This window comes from Burkholderia sp. THE68 (assembly GCF_009938265.1).
Lineage (GTDB): Bacteria > Pseudomonadota > Gammaproteobacteria > Burkholderiales > Burkholderiaceae > Caballeronia.
The window spans coordinates 646,094-669,244 of sequence record NZ_AP022317.1 but is presented as its reverse complement, the minus strand read 5'-3'; the positions used below and the strand labels follow the sequence as shown (position 1 = coordinate 669,244).

General features: G+C 64.6%; 21 protein-coding genes. 6 read left to right on the top strand and 15 right to left on the bottom strand.

Going from position 1 to position 23,151, the window contains the following annotated elements; genetic code table 11:
• Window positions 1-17: 17 nt before the first annotated feature.
• The 9 genes from BTHE68_RS24380 to BTHE68_RS24340 all read right to left on the bottom strand — a co-directional run bounded on the left by BTHE68_RS24380 (window position 18) and on the right by BTHE68_RS24340 (window position 9,851).
• Window positions 18-863, bottom strand: coding sequence for an amidohydrolase family protein (locus BTHE68_RS24380; RefSeq protein ID WP_162068852.1), 846 nt, complete (start codon window positions 861-863; stop codon window positions 18-20).
• A 24-nt stretch (window positions 864-887) separates the two neighbouring features.
• Window positions 888-1,913, bottom strand: a complete 1,026-nt coding sequence (locus BTHE68_RS24375; RefSeq protein WP_162068851.1) for an amidohydrolase family protein — start codon at window positions 1,911-1,913, stop codon at window positions 888-890.
• A 22-nt stretch (window positions 1,914-1,935) separates the two neighbouring features.
• Window positions 1,936-2,907: an ABC transporter substrate-binding protein gene (locus tag BTHE68_RS24370; RefSeq protein WP_162068850.1), complete on the bottom strand. Its 972-nt coding sequence runs from the start codon at window positions 2,905-2,907 to the stop codon at window positions 1,936-1,938.
• 129 nt (window positions 2,908-3,036) lie between these two features.
• Window positions 3,037-4,026: a LysR substrate-binding domain-containing protein gene (locus BTHE68_RS24365; RefSeq protein WP_162068849.1), complete on the bottom strand. Its 990-nt coding sequence runs from the start codon at window positions 4,024-4,026 to the stop codon at window positions 3,037-3,039.
• Between the two features lie 40 nt (window positions 4,027-4,066).
• Window positions 4,067-4,597 carry a carboxymuconolactone decarboxylase family protein gene (locus BTHE68_RS24360; protein WP_162068848.1) on the bottom strand — a complete coding sequence of 177 codons (531 nt, stop codon included), beginning with the start codon at window positions 4,595-4,597 and terminating at the stop codon, window positions 4,067-4,069.
• A 27-nt stretch (window positions 4,598-4,624) separates the two neighbouring features.
• A complete protein-coding gene (locus BTHE68_RS24355; RefSeq protein WP_162068847.1) occupies window positions 4,625-6,661 on the bottom strand; it encodes a tripartite tricarboxylate transporter permease in 2,037 nt (678 codons plus the stop codon).
• Between the two features lie 80 nt (window positions 6,662-6,741).
• Window positions 6,742-7,596: an amidohydrolase family protein gene (locus BTHE68_RS24350; RefSeq protein WP_162068846.1), complete on the bottom strand. Its 855-nt coding sequence runs from the start codon at window positions 7,594-7,596 to the stop codon at window positions 6,742-6,744.
• A gap of 31 nt (window positions 7,597-7,627) precedes the next feature.
• Entirely contained in the window at window positions 7,628-8,668 is a 1,041-nt protein-coding gene (locus tag BTHE68_RS24345; protein ID WP_162068845.1) for a Bug family tripartite tricarboxylate transporter substrate binding protein, read from the bottom strand.
• A gap of 226 nt (window positions 8,669-8,894) precedes the next feature.
• Entirely contained in the window at window positions 8,895-9,851 is a 957-nt protein-coding gene (locus BTHE68_RS24340) for a LysR substrate-binding domain-containing protein (protein WP_162068844.1), read from the bottom strand.
• Between the two features lie 128 nt (window positions 9,852-9,979).
• On the opposite strand from BTHE68_RS24340, the gene BTHE68_RS24335 reads away from it, so the two are divergent.
• Window positions 9,980-10,996 carry an ABC transporter substrate-binding protein gene (locus BTHE68_RS24335; protein WP_162068843.1) on the top strand — a complete coding sequence of 339 codons (1,017 nt, stop codon included), beginning with the start codon at window positions 9,980-9,982 and terminating at the stop codon, window positions 10,994-10,996.
• A 26-nt stretch (window positions 10,997-11,022) separates the two neighbouring features.
• Here the strand turns inward: BTHE68_RS24335 and BTHE68_RS24330 are convergent, their stop codons facing one another.
• Window positions 11,023-12,162 (bottom strand): porin, encoded by a 1,140-nt coding sequence (locus BTHE68_RS24330; RefSeq protein WP_162068842.1) that lies wholly within the window; start codon window positions 12,160-12,162, stop codon window positions 11,023-11,025.
• A 408-nt stretch (window positions 12,163-12,570) separates the two neighbouring features.
• On the opposite strand from BTHE68_RS24330, the gene BTHE68_RS24325 reads away from it, so the two are divergent.
• Entirely contained in the window at window positions 12,571-12,873 is a 303-nt protein-coding gene (locus BTHE68_RS24325; RefSeq protein ID WP_162068841.1) for a hypothetical protein, read from the top strand.
• A 9-nt stretch (window positions 12,874-12,882) separates the two neighbouring features.
• Here BTHE68_RS24325 and BTHE68_RS24320 read toward each other — a convergent pair whose 3' ends face one another.
• Window positions 12,883-13,791: a LysR substrate-binding domain-containing protein gene (locus BTHE68_RS24320; RefSeq protein ID WP_162068840.1), complete on the bottom strand. Its 909-nt coding sequence runs from the start codon at window positions 13,789-13,791 to the stop codon at window positions 12,883-12,885.
• A gap of 190 nt (window positions 13,792-13,981) precedes the next feature.
• Between BTHE68_RS24320 and BTHE68_RS24315 the strand changes: the two genes are divergently transcribed.
• The 3 genes from BTHE68_RS24315 to BTHE68_RS24305 are packed head-to-tail and all read left to right on the top strand — an operon-like array spanning window position 13,982 to window position 16,996.
• Window positions 13,982-14,575, top strand: a complete 594-nt coding sequence (locus tag BTHE68_RS24315) for an isochorismatase family protein (RefSeq protein WP_162068839.1) — start codon at window positions 13,982-13,984, stop codon at window positions 14,573-14,575.
• On the top strand, window positions 14,572-16,068 hold the full coding sequence (locus BTHE68_RS24310) for a GMC family oxidoreductase (protein ID WP_162068838.1): 1,497 nt from the start codon (window positions 14,572-14,574) through the stop codon (window positions 16,066-16,068). Before BTHE68_RS24315 ends, BTHE68_RS24310 begins: the two co-directional genes overlap by 4 nt.
• A gap of 7 nt (window positions 16,069-16,075) precedes the next feature.
• A complete protein-coding gene (locus tag BTHE68_RS24305; protein ID WP_162068837.1) occupies window positions 16,076-16,996 on the top strand; it encodes an alpha/beta hydrolase fold domain-containing protein in 921 nt (306 codons plus the stop codon).
• Window positions 16,997-17,028: 32 nt separating this feature from the next.
• Here the strand turns inward: BTHE68_RS24305 and BTHE68_RS24300 are convergent, their stop codons facing one another.
• Window positions 17,029-17,772, bottom strand: a complete 744-nt coding sequence (locus BTHE68_RS24300) for a hypothetical protein (protein WP_162068836.1) — start codon at window positions 17,770-17,772, stop codon at window positions 17,029-17,031.
• 709 nt (window positions 17,773-18,481) lie between these two features.
• On the opposite strand from BTHE68_RS24300, the gene BTHE68_RS24295 reads away from it, so the two are divergent.
• On the top strand, window positions 18,482-19,813 hold the full coding sequence (locus BTHE68_RS24295) for a sigma 54-interacting transcriptional regulator (protein ID WP_162068835.1): 1,332 nt from the start codon (window positions 18,482-18,484) through the stop codon (window positions 19,811-19,813).
• A 661-nt stretch (window positions 19,814-20,474) separates the two neighbouring features.
• On the opposite strand, the gene BTHE68_RS24290 is transcribed toward BTHE68_RS24295, so the two are convergent.
• The 3 genes from BTHE68_RS24290 to BTHE68_RS24280 are packed head-to-tail and all read right to left on the bottom strand — an operon-like array spanning window position 20,475 to window position 23,138.
• Window positions 20,475-21,236, bottom strand: a complete 762-nt coding sequence (locus tag BTHE68_RS24290) for an amidohydrolase family protein (protein ID WP_162068834.1) — start codon at window positions 21,234-21,236, stop codon at window positions 20,475-20,477.
• Complete coding sequence (locus BTHE68_RS24285; RefSeq protein ID WP_162068833.1) at window positions 21,233-22,009, bottom strand: GIY-YIG nuclease family protein; 777 nt, start codon at window positions 22,007-22,009, stop codon at window positions 21,233-21,235. Before BTHE68_RS24285 ends, BTHE68_RS24290 begins: the two co-directional genes overlap by 4 nt.
• A complete protein-coding gene (locus tag BTHE68_RS24280) occupies window positions 21,993-23,138 on the bottom strand; it encodes an aminotransferase class I/II-fold pyridoxal phosphate-dependent enzyme (protein WP_162068832.1) in 1,146 nt (381 codons plus the stop codon). Before BTHE68_RS24280 ends, BTHE68_RS24285 begins: the two co-directional genes overlap by 17 nt.
• Window positions 23,139-23,151 lie beyond the last annotated feature (13 nt).

Here is a 23,151-nt window from a genome sequence, read left to right as displayed (position 1 = left end):
GTGATCTCTCTTTTTTCTCAGCTCAAAGCCGGATAAAGCGTCTGCGCGGTCTTGCCAAAAATCCACGCGCGGTCTTCCTCGCCGAGGCACGCGAGCCCTTGCCCGGCCGTCGCGAGAATCTCGCTCAGCGTGCCGGGCGATGTCGGGAAGTTCGAACCCCACGCCAGGCGCTGTGCACCGAAGGCCTCGACCACGCGCGGGAAAAAAGTCGCGGCGCTCGCCTTCTCTTTCTTCACGTCGCCGAAGATGCGCGGCGTGAGCTTCATATAGACGTTCGGCAGATCGGCGAGCTCGAACAGGCTGGCGGCGTTGGCATACGGCGGACCATCGAGCACATCGGGACGCGCGAGGTGATCGAGAATGATGTTCACCGCCGGGAACTTCGTGGCGAGCATGCGTACTTGCGGCAAGCCGACCGGTCCGGTCTGGATGCACATGGGCAGCTTCAGCTCTGCGAGCATCTCCCACGCCTTGAACGACTTCGGGTTATCGAGTTCGCTGGGATCGAAATCCTTGGTCGATCCGCCGGTGAAGATGCGCAGACCCGCCAGGCCCTGGTCGGCCCAGCCCTTGATGACCGCGGGCACGTCGTCGGCCAGCATGTCGACGGAACCCACGGCGATGAGCCTGTCCTTGTACTGATTGCAGCCGTCGACGACATAGCTGTTGTCGAAGCCGTACGTCGTCGACGAATGCACGACCGCTGCCTTGGCGACGCCCGCTTCGTCCATCGCCGCGATCAATGCCTCGACCGTATTGGGCCTTTCCTGCGACCAGTCCGAGCGCTTGCCGAAGAGCGGCGCGGGCGGATAGCGCTTCTCGTCATCGGAGATGATATGAGGATGAATGTCGATGATGTTCATGGTGTCCGTTCAACTCTCGTCGAATCACAGTCCTTTGGCCTTGAGATGCTGGTCCAGCCGCGGATACACGCGCCGCGCATTGCCTTCGAAGATCGCGTGGCGATCCGCATCGCTTAACGCCGTGCATGCGTCGAGGTAGCGCTTGGTGTCGTCGAAGTACTGGCCCGTATTCGGATCGCGCCCGCGTACCGCGCCGATCATCTCCGAACCGAACAGCACGTTGCTCGTCGGCACGACCTTGGTCAGCAGTTCCACGCCTGGATGGTGATAGACGCAGGTATCGAAGAAGACGTTGTTCAACAGCCCTTCGAGAGGACGTTTGGCCATCTCCAGCGACATGCCGCGATAACGCCCCCAGTGATACGGCACCGCGCCGCCGCCGTGCGGAATGACCAGACGCAGCGTCGGGAAGTCCTTGAACAGATCGCCCTGCAGCAACTGCATGAACACCGAGGTATCCGCGTTCAGGTAATGCGCGCCGGTGCCGTGATGACACGGATTGCACGATGCCGCGACGTGGATCATGGCCGGCACGTCGAGATCGCACAGCGCTTCGTAGAGCGGGTACCACTCGCGGTCGGTCATCGGCTTGCCGGTCCAGTAGCCGCCGCTCGGATCGGGATTTAGATTGCAGCCGACGAAACCCATCTCTTCGACACAGCGGCGCAGCTCAGGCACCGAGTTCTTCGGCGGCGCCAGCGGCGACTGCGGCAACTGGCACACCGGCACGAAGTTGTCCGGGTACAGATCGCAGACGCGGCGCACGAGGTTGTTCGACACCTCGGCCCATTCGAGGCTCGTGCGCTCGTTGCCGAGGTGATGGCTCATGAGACCGGCAATCGGCGAAAACAGCGTGAGGTCGCCGCCGCGTTCCTTCTGCAGGCGCAACTGTCCGTTGCCCACGCCTTCGCGGATGTCGTCATCGCTGACATGCGCGCCCGAGAGCGGCGGCGCGTTGGCCGGATCGTTGGCCGAGTCGATCTGTTTCGCGCGCCAGTCGCGAAACGATGCAGGGACGGTCGTGAAGTGACCGTGGCAATCGATGATCATGTTGCTGGCTTTCCGTATGAATTTAGACGCGGGGATCGACGAACAGCTCGCTCATCGACATGCGGCGCGGCGTCAGGCCCTGCTTGAACGCGGTGGCTTCGAGCGCTTCGATCGTCTTGCGGTTTTCCTCGATGCCGTACGGCAGCGGATCGTGGCCGACGATCTTGCGCAGCTCGAGATACTTCTGGTTCTTCTTGTCGTTCAGTTCGCCCGCGTCGAGTTTGGCGAGCCAGTCTTTCTTCGCTTTGTCGAAGGCGTCGTAGATCGACTTGGCGACCCACGGATGCTCGGCCAGCACCGAATCCTTCACGACGATCGTGCCGTGCATCGGATACACGCCGGTGCGGGCGTAGTACTCGGCCTCCAGCTCATCCGCGTTCGGGAACAGATCGGGGTAATCGGCTTCCACTTCCTGCCAGCCGCCGGTCGGCGCGCCCGTGCGGCCGATCCCGGCGTTGCCGTGGAAACCCGCCACGAGTTCACCCTTGGCCATCATGTCCGCGAGCGAGCTGCCCTCGGGTGCGTGAATCACGTTCGGCGGCAGCTTGAGCTGCGTGACGTGCTCCTCGTCATCGACGACCCACGTCACCTTCGACGGATCGAGGCCGAACTCGTCGATCAGCACCTGGCGCGTCCATGCGCCGGTGGTCACCGAGTAAGCGCGCACGCCGACTTTCTTGCCTTCGAGGTCCTTCGGCGTCTTGATGCCCGCGTCCGGACGCACCAGCAATCCGGAGTGGTGAAAGCGGCGCACCACGAAGATGGGCAGCGCGACGAACGGCGCACCGTATGCACGGGCGATGATGTAGGTCGTCGGCGCGAGTTCGCACACGTCGAATTCGACGTCACGCACCATGCGGCGAAACGCGCCGATCTGCGGCTGGACCGTGACGAACTCGGCATCGACACCTTCGATGGGAATCGAGCCGTCGCGAATGGCCGAGGTGTGCGGATGCTCGGCAATCGCGAGCTTGAGGTGTATCTTGTTTGCCAACTTAGTCTCCTTGGGAAAGTAGCCTGTCTGCACGGGTCATCTCGTTGACGTCATGATCTTCCCGCGCCTATCACCCGTCTATTGAATTAAGCCGCGCCTCTGTTAACCATCCGGTAAAGGCATTACGGTTCAGTTAATGCGATGCGGCTTCGAAGACTTCGGCGTCCCTTGCGCCGTCGCGTCGTGGTCCGGCCGTAGCTGCCGCGCAGCCTCTTCGAGACACTCGATCATGAGTTGCGCGCTGGGCGTCAGGCTGCGATTGCGATTCCACAGCACGCCGGCCGGCCGCAGAAGCCTGGGCAGGCTCAACGGAAGCGTGCAAAGCGGCTGTGTGGTGTCGTTGGCGGGCGTGCCGGCCATGACCGCGATGAAATCCGAGATCTGCAAATGCGCGCGCGCGACGTGAACCGAGAGCGTCTCGATGTAATTGGTGGTGAGCGGTACGTTGTGCGCTTCGAGCGCGCGTTCGAGCGGATCGCGCAGGATCGAACCGGGCGGCGGCAGAATCCACGGATACGGATGCAGGTCCGCCCACGTCAGGCTCTTTCTGCGCGCGAGCGGATGATGACGGCCGGTCATCAGCGTCACCGGTTCTTCGAGCAGCTCTTTTTCCTCGAAGCTGCCGAGCGTATCCGGCGGCGGCAGACGGCCCACGACCAGATCGAGACGGCCTTGCCAGAGTTCCGGAAGCAACGACGCCTTCGTCCCTTCGATCACCATCACGTTGGTGCCGGGCGAGCGATGCTTGAGCAGACTCAGCGCCTGCGGCAGCAACGCGGAGGCCGACGCCGGCAACATGCCGATATGCACCTTGCCTTCCGTTCCGGAACTGAGCGCTTTCAGTTCGTCGCGCGCCTGATGCAGGATCGTCAGCATCTCGCGCGCATGGCGGATCAGGCAATCGCCGTATGGCGTCGGCACGAGGCCCTGCGCCGTGCGCGAAAAAAGCGTGAGTCCGAGGCCGCGTTCGAGTTCGGCAAGTGACTTCGACACCGCCGGCAGGGTGACGTGAGTGACATCGGCCACCTGAGTCAGATTGCGATATGTATCGATCGTCACGAGCAGGCGCAGATGCCGCGCCTTCAGGTTGATTTGCAGATACCAGTCCAGCCCTGACACGTGATGTCCCTCCCACACCTTGTCGATCTATCCGCGCCCCTCAGTCCTTGGGCCGAAGCGCGTGCAAGGTCATGCCGAGTGAAATCGAAGTGAAATAGCCCACCGTGACGAGCAATTCGGCGATCACGTCGCGGCCCAGTGCGGCCTCGTACCGTGCGAAACGTGCATCGTCGATCGCCCCGCCGGAGAGCAGGTCGCAGACGGCTGCGCAGATCAGGCCGAAGCGATCGTCGTCCGTTTCGGGTCGCCGCTTTTCCAGAATGGCCGTCACCACCGGTTCCGGCACGCCTGACTTCAGCGCGTGCCGCCGATGGTTCGCGATGACATACGGCGCGTTCCAGAACACCGCCGTCGCCAGAATCGCGACTTCGCTTTCCGCCTCGCTCAGCACCGGAGAACGATCGACATGCGTGCCGATGATTTCCATTCCTTCGGCCAGACGCGGGTTATGCAGCCAGATGTTGAACGGCGTGGGAATTCGGCCACGCCCTTCGCCCAGTCGCGCGATGACTTGCTTTTGCGCATCGCTCGCGCGTTCTGCGTCGATTCGTTCGAGTCGGTCGTTCGACATGCTGTTTCCTTCCAGTCAAGAGAGTTCTCAGGCGCCGCGCAGGGCGGGAATCCATTGCCCCAGGAAGCTGTCAGGCCAGGGAATGTGAATGATCTGGTCGAAGACCAGATAGAGGAACGCCGTCACGCACACTGCGAGGATCACGCTCAGGCGCCACGGCTCGCGTCCCTCGATCCGCATATAGGCGACGATCATCAGCGGCACGGTCGGGAGCATGCCGATCACCGACATGCAGGCGAGAAACGCGAGAAACCAGCCGAAGAACCTTGCTGCTCGCCGCAGGACGACCGTGTTCGACAGCTTTTCGCCGTGGTCCGCGGCGACGTCCATGTGAATGCCGCCGCCCGCGTGCGCCGCGCTTGCCTGCGCCGGAATCACGAAGATCTTGTATGCGAGGCTGACGCTCGCCGCGACGACCAGAATGCTCGCCACCGCCGTCGGTCCGATCCGGGCCATGAGCAGCCAGCCTTGCGCCGTCACCAGCATGTAGAGTCCGATGCAGATGAAGAACACATAGACGAGATCCTCGCGTTTGAGCACGATCTTCCCGCTCGGGCGCAGATGCGCGAAGCCACCCGTGCGCAACGCACTGAACAGCGGCTTGAAGAACACGAGCGCGGCGAGGATCAGCAGGACCATCACGACGGGCCGCGTCAGCCAGTCGGTGCCGTAGCGGACGAAGGAGATCGACATATAGCGCTCCATCAGCACGCCGAGCACAAGACCGAGAATCAGCGGCGGACGCGCCCACCGCAGACGCTTCATGGTCCAGCCGATGACCCCGGCGATCAGCAGCACGAAGAGGTCGCCCCAGCTGCGCGAACCCTGAAAGGCGCCGACATAGATGACCGGCATGATGACCGGAAGAATCAGCGTGTAACGCAGCGTGGAAACCTTGGCGAACTGCCCGCTGAGCAGAAAGCACAGACCGGCGCCGAAGATGTTGGCGAGCGCGATCGACCACACCATCGAATAGGTGAAGTCGAGATGCTTGGTCAGCATGTCGGGGCCGGGAATGAACCCGTGCACCATCATCGCGCCGAGCAGGATGGCCTGCGCCGCGCCGCCCGGCACGCCGAAGGAGAGCATCGGCACCAGGCTGCCGCCCTCTCGCGCATTGTTCGCCGCTTCGGGCGCGATCACGCCGCGCACGTCGCCGGTGGTGAAGGTCTGCTTCGCGCCCTTTGAGGTCTGCAGCGCGTGGCCGTAGGCGATCCAGTCCGTCACCGCACCCGTGATGCCCGGCACCGCACCGAGCACAGCGCCCAGACCGCCGCAACGAAGCACGAGAAACCAGTTTCGCAGGCTGTCGACGACGCCTTGCCGCATTCCCTGCCGCGATGTGAACTGCATGTTCTGGGCGATGGCGGTCCGGCGGATCGCCAGCTCACACAACTCCGGCAGCGCAAAGATGCCGAGGATGATCGGCACGAGCGGAATTCCGTCCTGCAGATAAAGGATGTCTCCGGTCCAGCGCATTTGCCCCGTGGCGACGTTGGTTCCGACCATGCCGACCAGAATGCCGAAGCACGCGGCGACGACACCGCGCAGCGGGGCGTTGCCCGAGAGCGCCGAGACCATCGAGACGCCGAAAATCGTCAGCCCCAGCATTTCCGGCGTGCCGATGGAAAGCACGAAAGGCCGCACGAGCGGCAGCGACACGGCGAGGATCACCGCGCCGATCAGGCCGCCCATCAACGATGACATGTAGCATGCGCTCAGCGCGCGCGACGCCTCGCCGCGTTTGGTCATCGGCAGGCCGTCGAGCACTGTCGCCTGCGATGCGGCGTGACCGGGCACGCCGAAGAGCACGGCGGGAATCACGTCCGAAGTCGTGATCACCGACGCCATGCCCAGCAGCATCGCGAAGGCGGCGTACGGGTCCATCGTGTATGTGAACGGCACGAGGAGCGCGAAGCCCGTGAGCCCGCCAATGCCGGGCAGCAAACCGATCGCCAGTCCGACCACGACGCCGAATACGAGGAAGATCAGGCGGTTGAACTGAAGCAGCGTCGACAACGCATGGCCTGCCGCCAGCAGCGTTGCATCGTTGAAGAATTCCATGCGTCATCCTGATTGAATGGCAAGCTCGGTAGGCTTGCACTGTAGTAGTTCCAACGCGGATCGAACGTGTCGAGCCGGAATCAGTCGGCGAGCATCGGATACAGGACCTTTGCCGTGCGGCCCCAGACCCACGCGCGCTCGTCGTCGCTCAGAGTCGCGAAGCAGGCCTGCCCCTGCTCGATCAGTTTTTTCAGCGGGCCAGCCGATGCCGGATAGTTCGAACCGAACGCCAGATGATCGGCGCCGAACACCTTCACGAGATGCTCGAAGAACGGCTGCGCACCGCCCGGGGCCGCCTGTGCGAGATCGAAGGTGCGCGGCGTGATCTTCATGTACACGTTGTCGTACTTCGACAACGCGAACAGCGCCGCGCAGCGTGCATACGGCAGGCCATCCTCTATGTCGGGACGGCCGCAGTGATCGAGCGCGATCCGCACCTTGGGAAAGCGCTCGGCCAGTTCCGCGACCATCGAGAGACCTTCGGGCGTCGTCTGCACGGCCATCGTCATGCCGATCTCCGCGCAGCGCTCCCAGATCGGGAAGGTCGCCGGATTGACGAGCCAGCTGCCATCGCTCTGATGCGTCGCGCCGCCGGTGAAAAGACGGATGCCGCCCATGCCGCGCGCCAGCCAGTAGTCGAACGTCTTCAGCGCGTCGGGCGCCAGCAGGTCGAAGGAATAGACGCCGGTGAAGCGCTTCGGGTGCTGCGCGACGCTGTCGGCCACGTATGCGTTGTTGGCGCCATACGTGGTCGACGAATGCACGATCGCAGCCTTCGCTACGCCGGCTTCATCCATCTCCGCGATCATCTGCTCGAACGTCACGGGGCGCGTGGCGGACCACTTCGAGCGATGTCCGTGCTGCGGCGCGATCGGATAACGATCCGTGTCCGTCGAGATGATGTGGGGATGGATGTCGATGATTTCGGGCGTCATGTGATGTGACCTCGTGATGATGTTCTGTCCTTCAGTGCGAACTGAAGATGAGCTTGCGCGCATCCTCGAGCTGCGGCTCGGGCGTCGCATACAGCCTGGAGACGATCTGTTCCACCGCGTTCCCGTCGATGGGATCGACCGGATAGCCCGATTGCTTCATCGCATCGATGAAATCCGGGTCCGCGATGGTCTTTGCAAACGCGTCGCGCAGCGCGTCGAGACGGTCCTGCGGCACGTCCTTGGGCACCGCGATCGGGCGGCCCGCCTGGAACGGCAGCAGGAACAGATTGAACAGCGCCTTGACTTCGGGTTTGGTGATGTAGGCGCTCAGGTTCGGCACGTCGGCGTAGGCGGCCGGGCTTTTCCAGCCGAGATGCAGCAGCACTTTCATCTTGCCGTCGGCGAGCATGCGTACCGGCTCGCCCTGCTGAAGCCCGTCGATAGTGGAGGCCCAGCCGTCGACTTCGCCGCGCTGCATCGCCAGATACACTTCGCCGCGTCCCGTGTAGCCGGGCACGATGCTCATCTTCGCGCCGAGGTATTCGTCGAGCAGCGCCGGCAGCGTTCTGTCCTCGTTCGCGAAACCGGTCGCGCCGATATACATCTTCTTGCGGGTGAGATCGTCGGCCGTGGTCACGCCGGAGCGCGTCATCGATACGATGCAGTATTCGACCTTGTTGAGACTGCCGAGCCATCTGACATTGCGCGGATCGAAGCGGTTCTGGCGCTGATCGAGCAGTGGGATATAGAGATTGTTGCGCTGAAGAAAGCCGATGACGGTGCCGTCGCTCGGCTGTCTGGACTGGAGCGAGGCCGCCGCGACCATGCCGCCCGCGCCGACCACGTTCATCACGATGGCCTTCGGATGACCCGGAACGTATTTGACGAAGAAGCGCGAGAACTGCCGCGCGATGATGTCGGTGGGCGTGCCTGCGTCCGCGCTGACGACGAGCGTCAACGCCTTGCCCTTATAGAACTGTTCGACTGATTGATTGGACGCTGGCCCGGCAAGCGCCGTCGCGGCGAAACTGAACAGCGCCGCACAAGCGCAGATTGCGGTCCGGTAATTCATGGTCGTCTCTGTCTCCGTGTTTTGATTCGCGATCCGTGCTCGAGGCCCACGGGAAATAGAACTGTCCCGATGGTGGATCGCGCTGCCGTTCATATTCGAGTGAACGCAATCAAATTCTGGCCAGCACGACAGAATGGGTCAATTGAGAAAAAGCGCCCGCGACTTGAGCAAATGGTTAAGCCTTGCAGAAGGGAGTCCGCAAGGCGGCAGCTTCAGCGGCGCGCGATCAGCGCGTGCCCTGTCCTTTCTCGGCGAGACGCCCGGCGGTCTCTTCCAGACAGGAAACCATCAGCCGGGCACTGGGCGTCAGGCCGCGCACGCGGTTCCAGAGCACGCCGGCCGGCCGCAGCAGGCGCGGCAGGCTCAGCGGAAGGGTGTGGAGCGGTTGCGGCTGCGTGGCATCGTTGGCGGCGGTATCGGCCATCACGGCGATGCAATCGGATACTTGCAGATGCGCGCGCACGACGTGAACCGAGAGCGTTTCGATGTAGTTGTTCGTCAGCGGTACTTCGTGCGCTTCGAGTGCGCGTTCCAGCGGATCGCGCAGGATGGAGCCGACCGGCGGAAGAATCCACGGATACGGATGAAGGTCCGCCCATGTCAGGGTTTTCCTTCGGGCCAGCGGATGCTGACGGCCCGTCACGAGCGTCACGGGCTCTTCGAGAAGCTCTTTCTCCTCGAAGCTGCCGAGCGTATCCGGCGGCGGCAGGCGGCCCACGACGAGATCGAGATGCCCTTGCCAGAGTTCCGGCAGAAGCGACCCCGTCGTGCCTTCGATGACCGTCACGTTCGTGCCCGGCGAGCGCTGCTTGAGCAGGCTCAGCGCCTGCGTCAGCAGCACCGAAGCAGAAGCCGGCAACATGCCGATGTGAACCTTCCCCTCCGCGCCCGAACTCAGCGCCTTCAGCTCGTCGCGGGCCTGGTGGAGGATCGTCAGCATCGAGCGCGCGTGACGGATCAGACAGTCGCCGTAGGGCGTGGGAATCAGGCCCTGCGCGGTGCGCGAGAACAAGGTGAGCCCGAGCCCGCGTTCGAGCTCGGCCAGCGATTTCGACACGGCCGGCACCGTGACATGCGTGACTTCGGCGACCTGACTCAGATTGCGATACGTGTCGATCGTCACGAGCAGGCGCAGATGTCGCGCCTTCAGGTTGATCTGCAAGTACCAGTCGAGTTCCGACACGTCGCGCGCCTCTTCAGGGTTTTACCAACTCGTTAAGCTTACGGCCATTTTACTCAATCGACCGGCGCGCGTCGTGTCGCCACAATCCGGGGCAGATAGCCGGCCAGACCGGCGCACGGAGACAGACGATGACACGCACCATCAACCGCCGGCGCTTCCTGCGCGGCGCGAGCCTTCTCGGTTTGAGCATCGCGACGGGTGGACTCGCCGCGCCCTTTCTCGCGCGGGCGGCCGCAAGCCAGCTTCGGATCGTCAGCAATCCGGGGCTGGAGAACGCGACGCTGAACGTGCTCATGGACGAACTCGGGTACTTCAGGAGATTCGGTGTCGATGCGCGCATCGTCGAAGTGCCGGGCGTGACGGGTCCGTTCGATGCGGTGTCCGCCGATAGCGCGGATGTCTGCATGGTTTCGGGCTACAACATGGTGCTGCCGCGCATCGCGCAGGGCGCTCGCGTGAAAATCGTCGGCGCCGGGATGAAAAAGTGCGCGCTGACGGTGTTCGCGAAACCGGACGGCGCGACGACACTCGCTGATCTGAAGGGCAAGACAGTCGCGGTGGGTCCGAACGGAGGCCTGCTGCATACGCTGATGCTGCAATTGCTGAAAGAGAAAGGCATCGATGCATCGCGAGTCGATTTCGTCGACAAGGGCAGCAACGATCAGTGCCATGATGCCGTCGTCAAGGGCGAGGCCGACGCCTGCTGCTCCAGCATCTCGCATCTGAACGACAGGGACGGTCTCGTGGTCATCGGCGAGGGAAACATATGGCAGGCGCTGCCACACTGCATTTTCCAGACGGCCTACGCGTCCGATACCGCGATCCGCGCGAAGCACGAGGGACTGGTCGCAGTGATGGCCGCGTATGGCTCGCTCTACGATTACCTGATGTCGCCGGCATCGCACGACGCGTTCTTCGAAGCGCGCAAGCACGCGCAGAAGAAGTTTGACGCGGCATCGGCCCGGGCGATCTGGGACTTCAATCAAATGCAGCGGCCATATTCGCGCGATCTGTCTCTGAGCCGCGCGGACATCGACTATCAGCAGGACATGTACGTCGGATTGGGGAGCCTCGGGCGCAAGCAGCCGTTCTCCGATGTAGCCGATATGTCGGCGGCACAAACCGCGGCGAAGCTGATTGCGTGAGCTTCTCCGCCGCGGCCGCGCGCGACTCAGAACGTATGCCTGATGCCCGCGATGATGGAGATCTGCGCCCCGCCGGCGGGCGGCGTGGGCACGGGCGAGAGCGTGGTCGCCGCGAAGGCCAGATTGCCCGAGTTCTGAATATGCTCGCCGGTCAGATACAGCAGCGTGCGCTTCGATAACAGATACTCGCCGCGCAAGACCTCGATCAGCGCCTTGTTCGGCGAGTGCTCGTATTTGATTTGCGCGAGCATGCCATCGACGTGGAAGAAAGGCGTCACGGGAATGGTGCCCGTCACCCAGAACAGGTTGCTGCGCGGCGTGGCGATGCCTTCGTTCACGCGCTTGATCCAGCCCACGCCGAACTTGGCCTGATAGATCATGAAGTAGCCACCCAGCGTGAAACGACTGTCCGTCAGATCAGGCGATGTGAGACCGCCCCACGTCTTCGAGGTGCCGCCGTAATTGCGTTCGTAGGATGTGGCCAGGCCCCAGCTATGTCCTTCGTACTTGAGCAGCGCCGAATACTCGCGGCATTGATTCGACGGCGAGGTCTGCCCCGGGCAATTCGTGGCGACAGAGCTGTTGCCGTCGACGGCATCGCGACCGAAGCTGTAGTTCACGCCGGCTTCGAAATCGCCGAGAAAGTAGCGATAGCTCACCGAGTTATCGGCACGCGCGTTCGCAATGCCGTTGTCCAGCGTCGTGAGACCCTGCGCGCCCGTGCCGAACGGGTTGATGAAGGAGATGCCGAAGAACCGCATCGTGTATTGCCGGCCGAAGGTCAGCCGCCCGTACCGTCCATCGATACCTACATAGGATTGCCGTCCGAACAGGCGTCCACCTTGTCTGGATGCGCCGGTGGTCGGACTGAAACCGCCTTGCAGGTCGAAGATGGCCTTGACGCCGCCGCCCAGATCCTCGCTGCCCCGAAAGCCGAAGTACGAAGTCGCCGTGCCGTCTCCGGTGCGCCAGCCGTTCGCCGTCGTGTTCTTGCCGGTCGCCACGTTGTTGACGAACTCCAGGCCCTGATCGATGAGACCGTAGAGCGTCACCGAACTCGCACCGAGAGGTTTCGGGGGCGGTGTGCCCTCCTCGTCATCCTGCGCCCACGACGTCGAAACGCACATCGATGCAATGCACGCACACGCTACAGCCTTGTAATTCATGATCTTGTCTGTCTCCTTGCCATGAGATCACGACGTGCGTCTATCGCGCATCTGTCGTGTACGTCTTTCTGTGTATTTGTAACGCACTGAAATTCTGCCAGCGCCATACCGCAGGTAAATTGAAAAAATCGGCGTGCGGGTTGAGGAAACGGTTAATGTCGCTCGTGAGGTATTCCCGCCGGGATCGGACGCGCGCAAGATTCGCTGCATGAACACGCCAAAGCGCGTACCATGCCCTGACGCCGCCTCGTCGAATCGATGTATCGAGCGAAGCGCGCGGATCGGCCCCGATTGTTTCGATTCCCGGTTGCAACGGCTGCTGCTCGAGGCAGCGACAAACGGCGTTCAGAACAAACAGTTTGGATAACTGACGGCAGGTCTGATCGAAGGCCCTTTCGGAATCGTTCCATGAAAGCGCACGACTCACTGGTGGACTTCGCTGAATACCTGCAACTGCCGTTGCAGGTCGGGGAGAGCATCATCATGATGCAGGAGTGCAATGCGTCATGCGCGATCTATATCGGCAAGGTATCCGGCAAACAGAGCGCGCTCATGTTTCGCGGAACCATCGCAGCGTCGGTCGCGAAGGAAATTCTGCACTGCACGCGGCTCGGCCGGAACAGGATCGAGATCGCCGGTCAGGTATTTCGCTTCTTGCGTCGCGCCACATACTTCGAAGATCGCGGCGCGGTGGTATTCGATCCGGTGTGAGCGTCGCGATCATCCTTCGATCGAAACGGCCGGCGGCACTTCCAGCACCAGATAGTCCAGCAGCGCACGCACCGACGGCAACTGGTTCTGCCCGTACGGCACCAGCGCGGTGAGCTGCGCATCGCCGCAGGTCCACGCGGGCAGCACGCGCATCAGGCGGCCGTCGGCAAGCTCTTCCCTGCACACATAACCGGGCAGCGCGACGATGCCCAGTCCCGCGACGGCCGCATCCTTGAGCGTCAGCATGCAGCTCGTCATGAGCACCGGCGAGACCCGCACCGTGTGCACGGTGTCATCGCGACGCAGGGTCCATTCGTAGGGCACGCCTTCGCGCAGCATGAACAGCGAACGCCGCTCCGCGATATCCTCCGGCTGCTCGGGCAGTTTCGCGCCGTCGAAAAAATTCGGGCTGCTGAACAGCATCCAGGGCGTGGGCGCGAGTGGCCGCTGGATCAGCGTCGAATCCTGCAACGGCTGGCTATGTGCGCGGATCGCGATATCGAAACCTTCGGCGACGATATCGACTTCGACATCGGACAGGCGCTCCATGAGCCGCACTTTCGGAAAGCGCTCGCAGAAGCGCGGCAACAGCCCGCGCAGCGCGAACTGCGCGGTCGCGACCGCGGTAGAGATCCGCACGAGGCCGCTTGGCGACACCATGCGCTGACGCACCACCGATTCCGCCGCGAGCGCTTCCTGAAGCATCGAGCGCGCATGCACATAGAACTCCGCGCCGATCTCCGTCACCGCGAACTGGCGCGACGTGCGATTGATGAGGCGCACGCCGAGCTGCGCTTCGAGCTGATTCACGCGATAGCTGAGGGTCGATTTCGGCAGCGCGAGCGCGCGCGCGGCGGCGGTGATGCTCTTGTGATCGACCACCTGCACGAAGTAGTACATGTCGTTGAGATCCAGCATGTGCGTGATTCCCGATGGCATGGTTGGCGTGTTGCATGTTACACGGCGTCATCCGGCGCTTCGCGCGCCGATCGTCCAATTCGTTGCACGCAGCGTCCATTGGCGACGCCTTGTTTCGCGCGGCCAGACGTCTAAGCTCCGCAGTGTCCAACCCAGGGAGACGACGATGAAGGCCCAAGCGAGAACGCGCATGACCCGCGACAACACCGCCGTGCTGCTGATCGACCATCAGGTCGGCCTTTTCACCGGTGTGCGCGATATCGGCGTCGGTGAGCTCAAGCACAACGTGGTCGGACTCGCGAAGGCCGCGAAGGCGCTCGGCCTGCCGGTGATCGCGGTCACAACGGCGCGCGACAGCATGTGGGGACCGACGATTCCCGAACTGCGCGCGGCGCTCGGCGATGCCGACATCCTCGACCGTTCGACCGTGAACGCATGGGACGAGCCGCGCTTCGTCGAAAAGGTGAAGGCGGCGCAACGCGATCATCTGATCATCGCGGGACTGAGCTTCGAAGTGTGCGCGTCGCTGCCGGCGATATCGGCGCGGGAGGAAGGCTATCAGCCGGTCGTCGCGCTCGACGCGTGCGGCACCTTCAGCGCGTACAAGCACGAAGCGGGACTCGCGCGCTTGACCGCGCTCGGCATCGAGGTGTCCGACTACGCGACCCTGATGGTGGAAATCATGGCCGACAACGCCGACCCGAAAGCGCTCGAAGTCTATGCCGCGCTCGACATGCCGTTCGCCACGCTGATGGGCCAGGTCGCGCAAGGGTTCGCGCGATGAGCGAGACCCATGACATCGTCATCGTCGGCGGCGGGTCGGCGGGCGCGGTGCTCGCCAACCGGCTCAGCGGCGAGGCGGCGCGCCGCGTGCTGCTGCTCGAAGCGGGCAACGCGTATCGGCCGAACCTGTTTCCCGAGGTGCTCTGGAACGCCGATCACGCGGGCGGCGACGCGCAGCACGACTGGGGTTATCGCGGCGCGGTGGTCGAAGGCGGACAGACGATTGCGGCGTTGCGCGCGAGGGCGCTCGGCGGATGTTCGTCGGTGAATGCCGCCGTCGCGATGCGCGCGCGCCCCGCCGACTTCGCGAAGTGGACGGCGCGCGGCCTCGCGGGCTGGTCCTTCGACGACGTGCTCGACTGCTTCAAATCGATCGAGAATACGCCCGACGGCGACGATCGCCATCGCGGACGTCACGGCCCGCTGCCCGTGCGCCAGCGGCGTCGCGACGAGCTGACGCCCGCCGTGAACGCGTTCGTCGACGGCGCGCTCGAATGCGGCTTTGCCTATATCGAGGACTTCAACGGCGACGAACAGGCGGGCGTGTCGCCGTATCCGCTCAACGTGATTTCGGGGCGTCGCATCAATACGGGCATCGCGTTCCTCGATGACGCCGTGCGCGCGCGGCCCAACCTCACGGTCAGGGGCGGCGTGGAAGTCGACCGCGTGCTGTTCGACGAAGGCCGCGCCACCGGCGTGCTCGATACGGACGGCGTCGCCTGGCGCGCGCAGACCGTGATTCTTTGCGCGGGCGCGTTCGGCAGCCCCGCGATCCTGATGCGCTCGGGCGTCGGGCCGGCGGCGCATCTGCGCGAACTGGGCATTCCGGTCATCGCCGATCTGCCCGTCGGAGAACGCCTGCAGGAGCATCCGTTCTACTACAACGTCTACGCGCTGAAACCCGGCGCGAACGGCATGTTTCCCGCAGCCGGCGCGATCCTGTGGACGGCTTCGTCGGAAGCGACGCCCGGCGACCTCGACCTGCACGTCTCCGCGACACATCTCTTCGATCCGGCGCTATCGCCTACGGGCGGCGCGCTCGTGCTGGCGGCATCGGTGACGCAGCCCGAATCGGTCGGCTATGTGCGGCTGAGAGACCGCGATGCGCGCAGCGCGCCGCAGATCGTCTACAACTTTCTGACGACCGCGCGCGATCGCCGCCGCATGATCGAGTGCGTGAAAATCGCGCGGCGCATCGGCCGCTCGAAGGCGTTTTCGGCGACGGTGGCGCAGGAGATGACGCCGGGCGCGTCGGTGACGGACGCCGATCTCGAACCGGTGATTCTCGGCAATCTCGACGCCTACGCGCATCCGACCTCGACCGTGCCGATGGGCGATGACGGCGTCGTCGACAGCGAAGGCCGCGTGCATGGCATCGACGGACTGATGGTCGTCGATGCGTCGATCATGCCCGGCATCCCGAGCGCGCCGACCAATCTGACGACGATGATGATCGCCGAGCACATCGCGGCTCGCGTGTTCGCCGCACCGTGAGGACGACATGGCCACGCAAAACGACCTGACGCACGAAGTGTTTCCGTTGTCGCCCGCCGACCGCGACGCCCTGCCCGCGTTGCACGAGATGTTCCGGCGCTTCTGGTCCGGGCCGCTCGCGAAGGCCGCGCCACGCGTCGCCTACGATGCGTTCTTCGCGACGACGCCGCCGCTCGCCGATGTGTCGCTGCATCCATCGACCGATGCCGCGCTGCCGGGCTGGGCCTGCGTCCCCGCGCATCCGGTCGACGATCAGGCCCTGCTGTTCCTGCACGGCGGCGCGTATGTGATGGGCACCGCGCCCGCGTATCGCGGCCTCGTCAGCCAGATCGCGGCGCGGGCGCGGCGCACGACGTACATTCTCGAATATCCGCTTGCGCCCGAATCGGCGTTGCCTGTCGCGATCGATCTCGCGGCTGCCGCCGTCGAACGGTTGCACAGTCGATTCGGCAAGGTCGGCGTGATCGGCGATTCGGCAGGCGGCGGTCTGACGCTCGCAACGCTGGCGCACACCGACAAGGCGTGCGCCGCCGTGGTGTTCTCGCCGTGGACGGATCTGACCTTCAGCGGCGCGAGCATGCGCGAGCGCGCAGCGGCGGACGTGCTGCTCGACGAATCGGCCCTGCGCGACGCCGCGCTCGGTTATGCGGGCGATGCATCGGCAAGCGATCCGCGCGCGTCCCCACTTTTCGCCGTGCCCGACCGTCTGCCGCCGCTGCTCGTTCAGGTCGGCGCCGACGAGATTCTCTACGACGACGCCCTGCGCTACGCGCAACGCGCGCATGCAGGCGGCCACGACGTGACGCTGCAGGAATGGACCGGCATGCATCACGTGTTTCAGCAGAGCGTCGAGCAACTGGAAGCGGCGCGGCGTGCGCTCGATCTCGCGGCCGATTTTCTGCATCGGCACATGGGCAGCCACGCATGAACGCCACGTAGCCGCCCATTGCCGTCACGACTTCATTTGACCGCGCCGACGACGAAGGCGTCCGACCGGTCGGGCAAGGTCAGCGCCGCGACGATCTCATTGTTGCTGAAGAACACGACGCCCGTCAGCGTCGCGCCCGGGTACGCGCACGGGCTCGCACCGAACGTGATCGTGGCGTCGAGTACATCCGTGGTGCCATGGGGGCTGGCCGTGCCGCTGAACGTGCAGCCGCTCAAACCTGCGCCCTTGATCGCCCCGTCCTGACCGATCGTGAAGCTCGTGGTCTCGCCACCCTTCGTCGATCCAGCCGAGCCCGAGTAAGTCCCTGCAATCGCGGACAGCGAGATCGGGCGCTCGTAGGCGGCGTCGTAGAGCACGTTGAACTTGATGCTGCTCTGCTTCGCCGCGCTCATGTAGATCGCGCCCTGCATGCTGTTCTTCGCGTTGTAGCCCGCAATGACGGGCGTATCGCTCGCGCCCTTGCCGCTGATGTCGAAGGTGCGCGCGTTGTCGGACTGGAAAGTGCCGTGCGATGCGGAACCCGTGCCCTGCACCAGGCCCAGTGCGTTGGTCGCCGTGTTCGCATACACGAAATAGAACGCGCCCGAATCGAGCACGACCCCGCCTACCGCGTTGTTGTTCGCGTCGTTCCCTGCGTAGAGTCCCTGAGCGGCGTTCGGCTCGGGTGCGGCTGGCGCGTTATCCGATCCGCCTCCGCCACCGCCACATGCGGCCAGGGAAAGTGTGAGTGCAGAAAGGGCGATGACGTGTTTCATGCTTGTTCTGGTGTTTTGAAAGCTTGCGCTCGCGGCAAGATAAAAATGGCAGTCCGGATCGCGAATGCTTCGTGCGCCGGCCAAATGGCGCGCCATTGTAGCAACGCATTCCGGTACGTTCGAATTCGGCTGCCGCTGGGATAACGGCATCCGCGGAGAAAAACTTGAGGGGAATATGCAACTGCACGAAGCAAGTACAGAAAAACGCGCATCACGTCCACGGCAAGCCGATATCCGCCAACCGTCCGCATCCCTCCGTCATTGATACGGATAACGAAAGCATTTCGATACACATCCACTGACGAGCCAACGCGCGATTGTGCGCTAACCCTCACGCGAAGCGGTTTCGTACCACAAGTCTTCGCAACGTTTCCTAGGATACGCATACACGAAACACGCTCGACCGGCTCCGATACACGACTCGTCGGCTTCGCAACGCGACGGCACATTCAAAGCGGGAACCCTCCTTCGGGCATCGATCAATTCGAGTGAAGACTTGCGCGCCGCGTTCGCACGCCGGCGCTCCCTGTCTTGCTGCTCGAATCCGGGCGCATGCATGCGTGCATGACGACCGAATGCGAGGTTCTCATGCGACACACGCCGGCATCCACCAATACGCGCATCGCGCGGCACGACGACGCGGTTCCGACTCACGCGGTGACGCACTTCTGGCTCGGTTGACGCGGCGCGGCTTGCCGGTCCGGCCGAGATGCGCCTCGTTCTGCATCACGATGATCCCCGCGCGCTGCATGCAGCGTTGCGCGAGCGCGGCCTGCCCGACGAGCTCGAAGCGAGCGCGACCGGCGACGGCCCTTTCGTGGTCGTCGTGATCGCGCAAGGCAACCGCGTCGCCGATGCCGCCGCGCGCTGGCTGCGGCGTCATCCGTTGCCGGCGGGCTTCATCGTCGGATGCACGCCGGCTACGCGCGCCGACTGCCAGCCCGAAGCCTGGTGGCCCGCGTCGCTATGCGACATGGTCCTCGCCGACGACGAAGACATGCTGCTCGATGAAATCGCGCGACGTGTCGATCGTCTTGCTGAAATGGAGTCGATCCTCGATGCGGAGTGGCTGCGCGAGCGCGCAGTCGGCGCATCGGCGATCTGGCGCAATACGTTGCGCGCGGTCGCGGAAATCGGCCGCTTCGGCGACGGCGCGTGCCTGCTGCTCGGCGAGAGCGGCTGCGGCAAGGAACTGCTCGCGCGCCTCGTGCACGATCTCGATCCGGTGCGCAGGCGCGGCCCGTTCGTCGTCGTCGATTGCACGACCTTGAGTCCCGAACTGTCGGGCAGCGAGCTGTTCGGTCACGCGAAGGGCGCGTTCACGCATGCGGTGTCGGCACGCGACGGCGCCGTTGCGATGGCCGACGGCGGCACGCTCTTTCTCGATGAGATCGGCGAACTGGAGCCGCGTCTGCAAGCGCGTCTCTTGCGCGTGATCCAGGAGCGCACGTACAAGCGCATCGGCGAGGATGTGTGGCGCAAGTCGGACTTCCGGCTCATCTGCGCGACCAATCGCGATCTCGAAGGCGAAGTGCTCGCGGGGCGTTTTCGCAACGACCTGTACTTCCGCATCGCGCGATGGACCGTGCGCGCGCCGAGTCTCGCCGAACGTCGCGACGACATCCCGTTGCTGGTCGCGCACTTTCTGGCCGAACACAGCGATGCCGCGCCGCAGGTCATGCCCGAAGTCATGCAGCGGCTCGTCGCGGCTGATTATCAGGGCAATGTGCGCGAGCTGCGCAATGTGGTGCTGCGGCTCGCGGACCGGCAGCGCGGCTTTCGCGTGCTGAGCACCGGCTGTCTCGGCGATGTCTGCGCGGCCGGCGCGACGCCTGGTTGGGAGCAGGCGTTTGCCCTCGCGGTGGAAGGCGCGCTCAATGCCGGACTCGGGTTGAAGAACATCGGGCAGATCGCGGAGACGCTCGCCGTCGAGCTGGCGGAGCGTCGCGCCGGATCGACGAGCCGTGCGGCGGAGTTGCTGCGCGTGACGCCGCGGGCGCTGCAACTGCGGCGGCAGATGCGGCCTTCGGATGCAGGTTGATCGAGCGGGGACTTTCTATGGCCGGGGTTTTCGCCGGATCCCGTATCCGTGTTGGTCGGTTGGCGTTGCCCCTGTGCGGGGCGGCAGTCACTTTCTTTGCTGCTGCAAAGAAAGTAACCAAAGAAACAGCTATCCCCATCCAAAGTACTTCACGCCGGCCGCGGCACAGGCGATCAGTCTTGGCACAGCAGTAGCGAGTGCCCTCAAAGGCCAGACCGGGCTTGGACCGCGCACGGTCTGAAACATCGCACCACATAACAGACTGGTTCAGCACGAAATGGCTCCGGCCCGCTACGCGGCCGACCGGTCCATCGGGTTTGCGTGTGCTTCTGCGTTTCTCTTTTTTCGGCGGTTTTCCTCGCATACCCATCGGCAGCGCGCAGCGCTGTGCCGAAGCTATTTCGTGCTGAACCAGCGCGCTTAAAGAACTGGCTAGTCAGACCGTGCGCGGTCCAAGCCCGGTTAGGCCTACGAGGGCACTCGCTACAGAGGCCACGAGCGAGGAGAAGAATGCCCAAATTGCGTATGACCGCGGGCGTATCGAGCTGCTTTCTTTGGTTACTTTCTTTGCAGCAGCAAAGAAAGTGACTGCCGCCCCGCACAGGGGCAACGCTAATAAACCAACAGGAAAGCGGGATCCGGCGAAAAACCTCAAAGCGCGTCAATGAGCTGCCGCACGCGGCGCGGCCAGTATTCGCGCGCGCGCAAGCAGCCGCATCGCATTGCCGCCCGCAATGGCATCGAACGCTTCACGCGACGGATCAAGCGCGCGGATCTTCGCGAGTTCAAGCCCCGGATGCAACCACGGCCCATCAGTACCGAACAGCAGCTTGCGCGGCCCCGCACGATGAAACGCTTCCTCAAGCAGATCGAAACGCCGCACGCCCGAAGTATCTGCAAACAGATTCGGATATCGAACGATCAAATCGATGACACGCCGCTGCGCCGCCCAGTCATCGGCGAAGCTGCCGAGATGCGCGAACACGAACGCCACATTCGGATGCGTCTGCGCGAGCAGTTCGAGCCCTCCCGTCTCGCCGCCGGGATCGTAAAGCACCGGCAGGTTCCAGCGTTGCGCGGCATCGCAGACCTGCCGATGAATCCGCGCATCGTGCCGATGCACCTTGATGCCGCGCAGGCCCAGCATCAGCACGGCTTCCTCGATCATGCGATGAATCCGCTCGCGGTCGCGCTCGGCATGCACCATCGCAAAGCCGATCCAGCGCTGCGGGTCCGCGCGCACAATCGCCGCGACATCGCGGTTGCCGCGCGCGTAGTCGGATTGAAACACCGGCAGCAGCACCGAACGCGCGATGCCCGCGCGCGTCGCCCGGCGCGCATAGGCGGCAAGCGGCGCGGTGGTGTCCCACGGTCCGGTCATGCCGTCGCCCTGACCGGCGTGCACATGGAAGTCGATGATCATGGCGCAAGCTCGAATGTGCTGCCCTGCGCCAGATCGATCGCCTTGCCCGGCGCCTTCGCCGACGCGATGCCCGGCGGCAGGAGGTTGCCGATCCTGAGGCCGCCCTTGCCGACCATCAGCGCGACCTTGAGCTTGCTGTTGGTCACGCGCGTGCGCAGCGCGCGCACCAGCACATGCTCGAGCGCGGCCGCGTCCGAGGCGAGCGGCGTGTTGGTGATCCATACGTTCAGATCGGATTCATGCTGGCGTGCATAGAGGCGATGCTTCCCGAGCCGCTTGCCGAGATCCTTCGATTTGCCGACATAGATCGGCCGGCTGCCGCGCATCAGGATATACACGCCGATTCCACGGGCATTGGCCGCCGCGCCGCGCAGGGTCTTGTAGTGCTTCCAGTTCAGATCGAGATTCGCCGCGCGCTCGACTTCGAGTTCGAGTTCGAAGTTCTCGAGTTCCTGTTCGAGCGCTTCGAACTCGTGTTCGTAGAGATGCGCGCCCGGCGCGACCGCGAGCGCGACGATCTCCATCGCATCGCGCTTCTGTCGCGCGAGAAAGCACGCGCGGCAGCATGCGCCCGAGCTTTCGAAGCGCGCGACACGGCGATTCGGACCCGCGTCCACGCGCCGTGCGCGCCGCAACAGAATCTGCAGGTCCTGCGTGATCGTGCGGGAGGTCGTTCCGGGCGGCGCGCGCCGCGTCTGCGCGACGAGCCGCATGAACCGCCGCATGCGCCACGGCGCAAGCTCCAGGGTGTGTCCGTCAGCGGTCTTGAACATGCTCGATCTCCTTGTATGCGTTGATGCGCGGCGCGCTACGTCGCGCACCGGGAAGGCTGGGCGCGAGCGACGCGATCGCATCGAGCAGCGCGTCGATGTCGGCGGTGCGATGATCCGTGCGCGCGATGACGATCAGCGCATAGCCGCCACCGCGCTGACGCAGGAGCGCGGTGCGTATGCCGCACGCGCTCAGGCCCGCATGCAGCGCGAGCGCGCGTTCGTCGCTCGCGAAACAGAGCCGTTGCAGCGGATGCCATCGGCCCGACAGATGCAGATCGGGAACGGCGCAAGCTGCGAGCGCACGCAGCCCGTCATGCAGCCGATGCAGCCGGTGCAACAGCCGCAGACGCAGCCGCGCGCCTGCGCGCCGGTTGATCGCGAGCGCATCGAGCGCGGCGAGCAGCGCCACCGCGCTCGCGGGACTGCAATGCGATTGCGCGGGCCCGTCGCGGGCGATGTCGTTGATCAGCGCGGCCGGGCCGCACAGCGTTGCGAGCGGCGCGCCGAACGCTTTCGCCCATGACGCGAGCAGCAGCACCGGCTGCCGCGACGGCGCGGGCAACGCGGCGTGCCGCAATGCGCCGCCGCCGCCCTGTCCCCACGGGCTGCGCGGCGCGGCGCGCTCGCCGGTCAGCCCGAGCACCTGACTGTGATCGACGAGCACGAGGCCGCCTTCGCGCCGCACCGCGTCCACGTACCGTGCAATGGGCGCGGGCGCGCCGTCGCCGACGGTCGCATCGGTGACGACGGCGGGCGGGCGCGCCGACGCGCGCCGCGCGAGCCTGCGCGCGAGATCGGCGGCGTCGCCATGCCTGAACCACGCGACCGGCACGCCGCGGCCCATCATGCGTTCGAGCGCCCAGCGCATCACGGGGTAGAGCGCGTCGTCGGCGATCAGCGCGTGGGTGCGGCCGAGCCGGTCGAACGCGTCGATCGCCAGATGCAGCGTCGATGCGCCGACCATGCCCGCTTCCGTGCCCTGCAGCGCGGCGGCGTCGGCGGCGACGCGGCGGGCGAGCGGCGCGGCCGCCAGCGCGGCGGGCAGGCCGGTGGTGAGCGCCTCCCAGCCGCCGAGCGCGCCCGCCGGATGCCGCATGCCGAGATACAGCGCGGAGGCGAAGTCGATCATCGCGCGCCTCGCT

What these genes read in the sequence shown, in the direction of transcription:
- BTHE68_RS24380 (WP_162068852.1), bottom strand. Translation starts at nt 863, where the DNA reads ATGAACATCATCGACATTCATCCTCATATCATCTCCGATGACGAGAAG.
- BTHE68_RS24375 (WP_162068851.1), bottom strand. Translation starts at nt 1,913, where the DNA reads ATGATCATCGATTGCCACGGTCACTTCACGACCGTCCCTGCATCGTTT.
- BTHE68_RS24360 (WP_162068848.1), bottom strand. Translation starts at nt 4,597, where the DNA reads ATGTCGAACGACCGACTCGAACGAATCGACGCAGAACGCGCGAGCGAT.
- BTHE68_RS24355 (WP_162068847.1), bottom strand. Translation starts at nt 6,661, where the DNA reads ATGGAATTCTTCAACGATGCAACGCTGCTGGCGGCAGGCCATGCGTTG.
- BTHE68_RS24350 (WP_162068846.1), bottom strand. Translation starts at nt 7,596, where the DNA reads ATGACGCCCGAAATCATCGACATCCATCCCCACATCATCTCGACGGAC.
- BTHE68_RS24345 (WP_162068845.1), bottom strand. Translation starts at nt 8,668, where the DNA reads ATGAATTACCGGACCGCAATCTGCGCTTGTGCGGCGCTGTTCAGTTTC.
- BTHE68_RS24335 (WP_162068843.1), top strand. Translation starts at nt 9,980, where the DNA reads ATGACACGCACCATCAACCGCCGGCGCTTCCTGCGCGGCGCGAGCCTT.
- BTHE68_RS24330 (WP_162068842.1), bottom strand. Translation starts at nt 12,162, where the DNA reads ATGAATTACAAGGCTGTAGCGTGTGCGTGCATTGCATCGATGTGCGTT.
- BTHE68_RS24325 (WP_162068841.1), top strand. Translation starts at nt 12,571, where the DNA reads ATGAAAGCGCACGACTCACTGGTGGACTTCGCTGAATACCTGCAACTG.
- BTHE68_RS24320 (WP_162068840.1), bottom strand. Translation starts at nt 13,791, where the DNA reads ATGCTGGATCTCAACGACATGTACTACTTCGTGCAGGTGGTCGATCAC.
- BTHE68_RS24315 (WP_162068839.1), top strand. Translation starts at nt 13,982, where the DNA reads ATGACCCGCGACAACACCGCCGTGCTGCTGATCGACCATCAGGTCGGC.
- BTHE68_RS24310 (WP_162068838.1), top strand. Translation starts at nt 14,572, where the DNA reads ATGAGCGAGACCCATGACATCGTCATCGTCGGCGGCGGGTCGGCGGGC.
- BTHE68_RS24305 (WP_162068837.1), top strand. Translation starts at nt 16,076, where the DNA reads ATGGCCACGCAAAACGACCTGACGCACGAAGTGTTTCCGTTGTCGCCC.
- BTHE68_RS24300 (WP_162068836.1), bottom strand. Translation starts at nt 17,772, where the DNA reads ATGAAACACGTCATCGCCCTTTCTGCACTCACACTTTCCCTGGCCGCA.
- BTHE68_RS24295 (WP_162068835.1), top strand. Translation starts at nt 18,482, where the DNA reads ATGCGCCTCGTTCTGCATCACGATGATCCCCGCGCGCTGCATGCAGCG.
- BTHE68_RS24290 (WP_162068834.1), bottom strand. Translation starts at nt 21,236, where the DNA reads ATGATCATCGACTTCCATGTGCACGCCGGTCAGGGCGACGGCATGACC.
- BTHE68_RS24285 (WP_162068833.1), bottom strand. Translation starts at nt 22,009, where the DNA reads ATGTTCAAGACCGCTGACGGACACACCCTGGAGCTTGCGCCGTGGCGC.
- BTHE68_RS24280 (WP_162068832.1), bottom strand. Translation starts at nt 23,138, where the DNA reads ATGATCGACTTCGCCTCCGCGCTGTATCTCGGCATGCGGCATCCGGCG.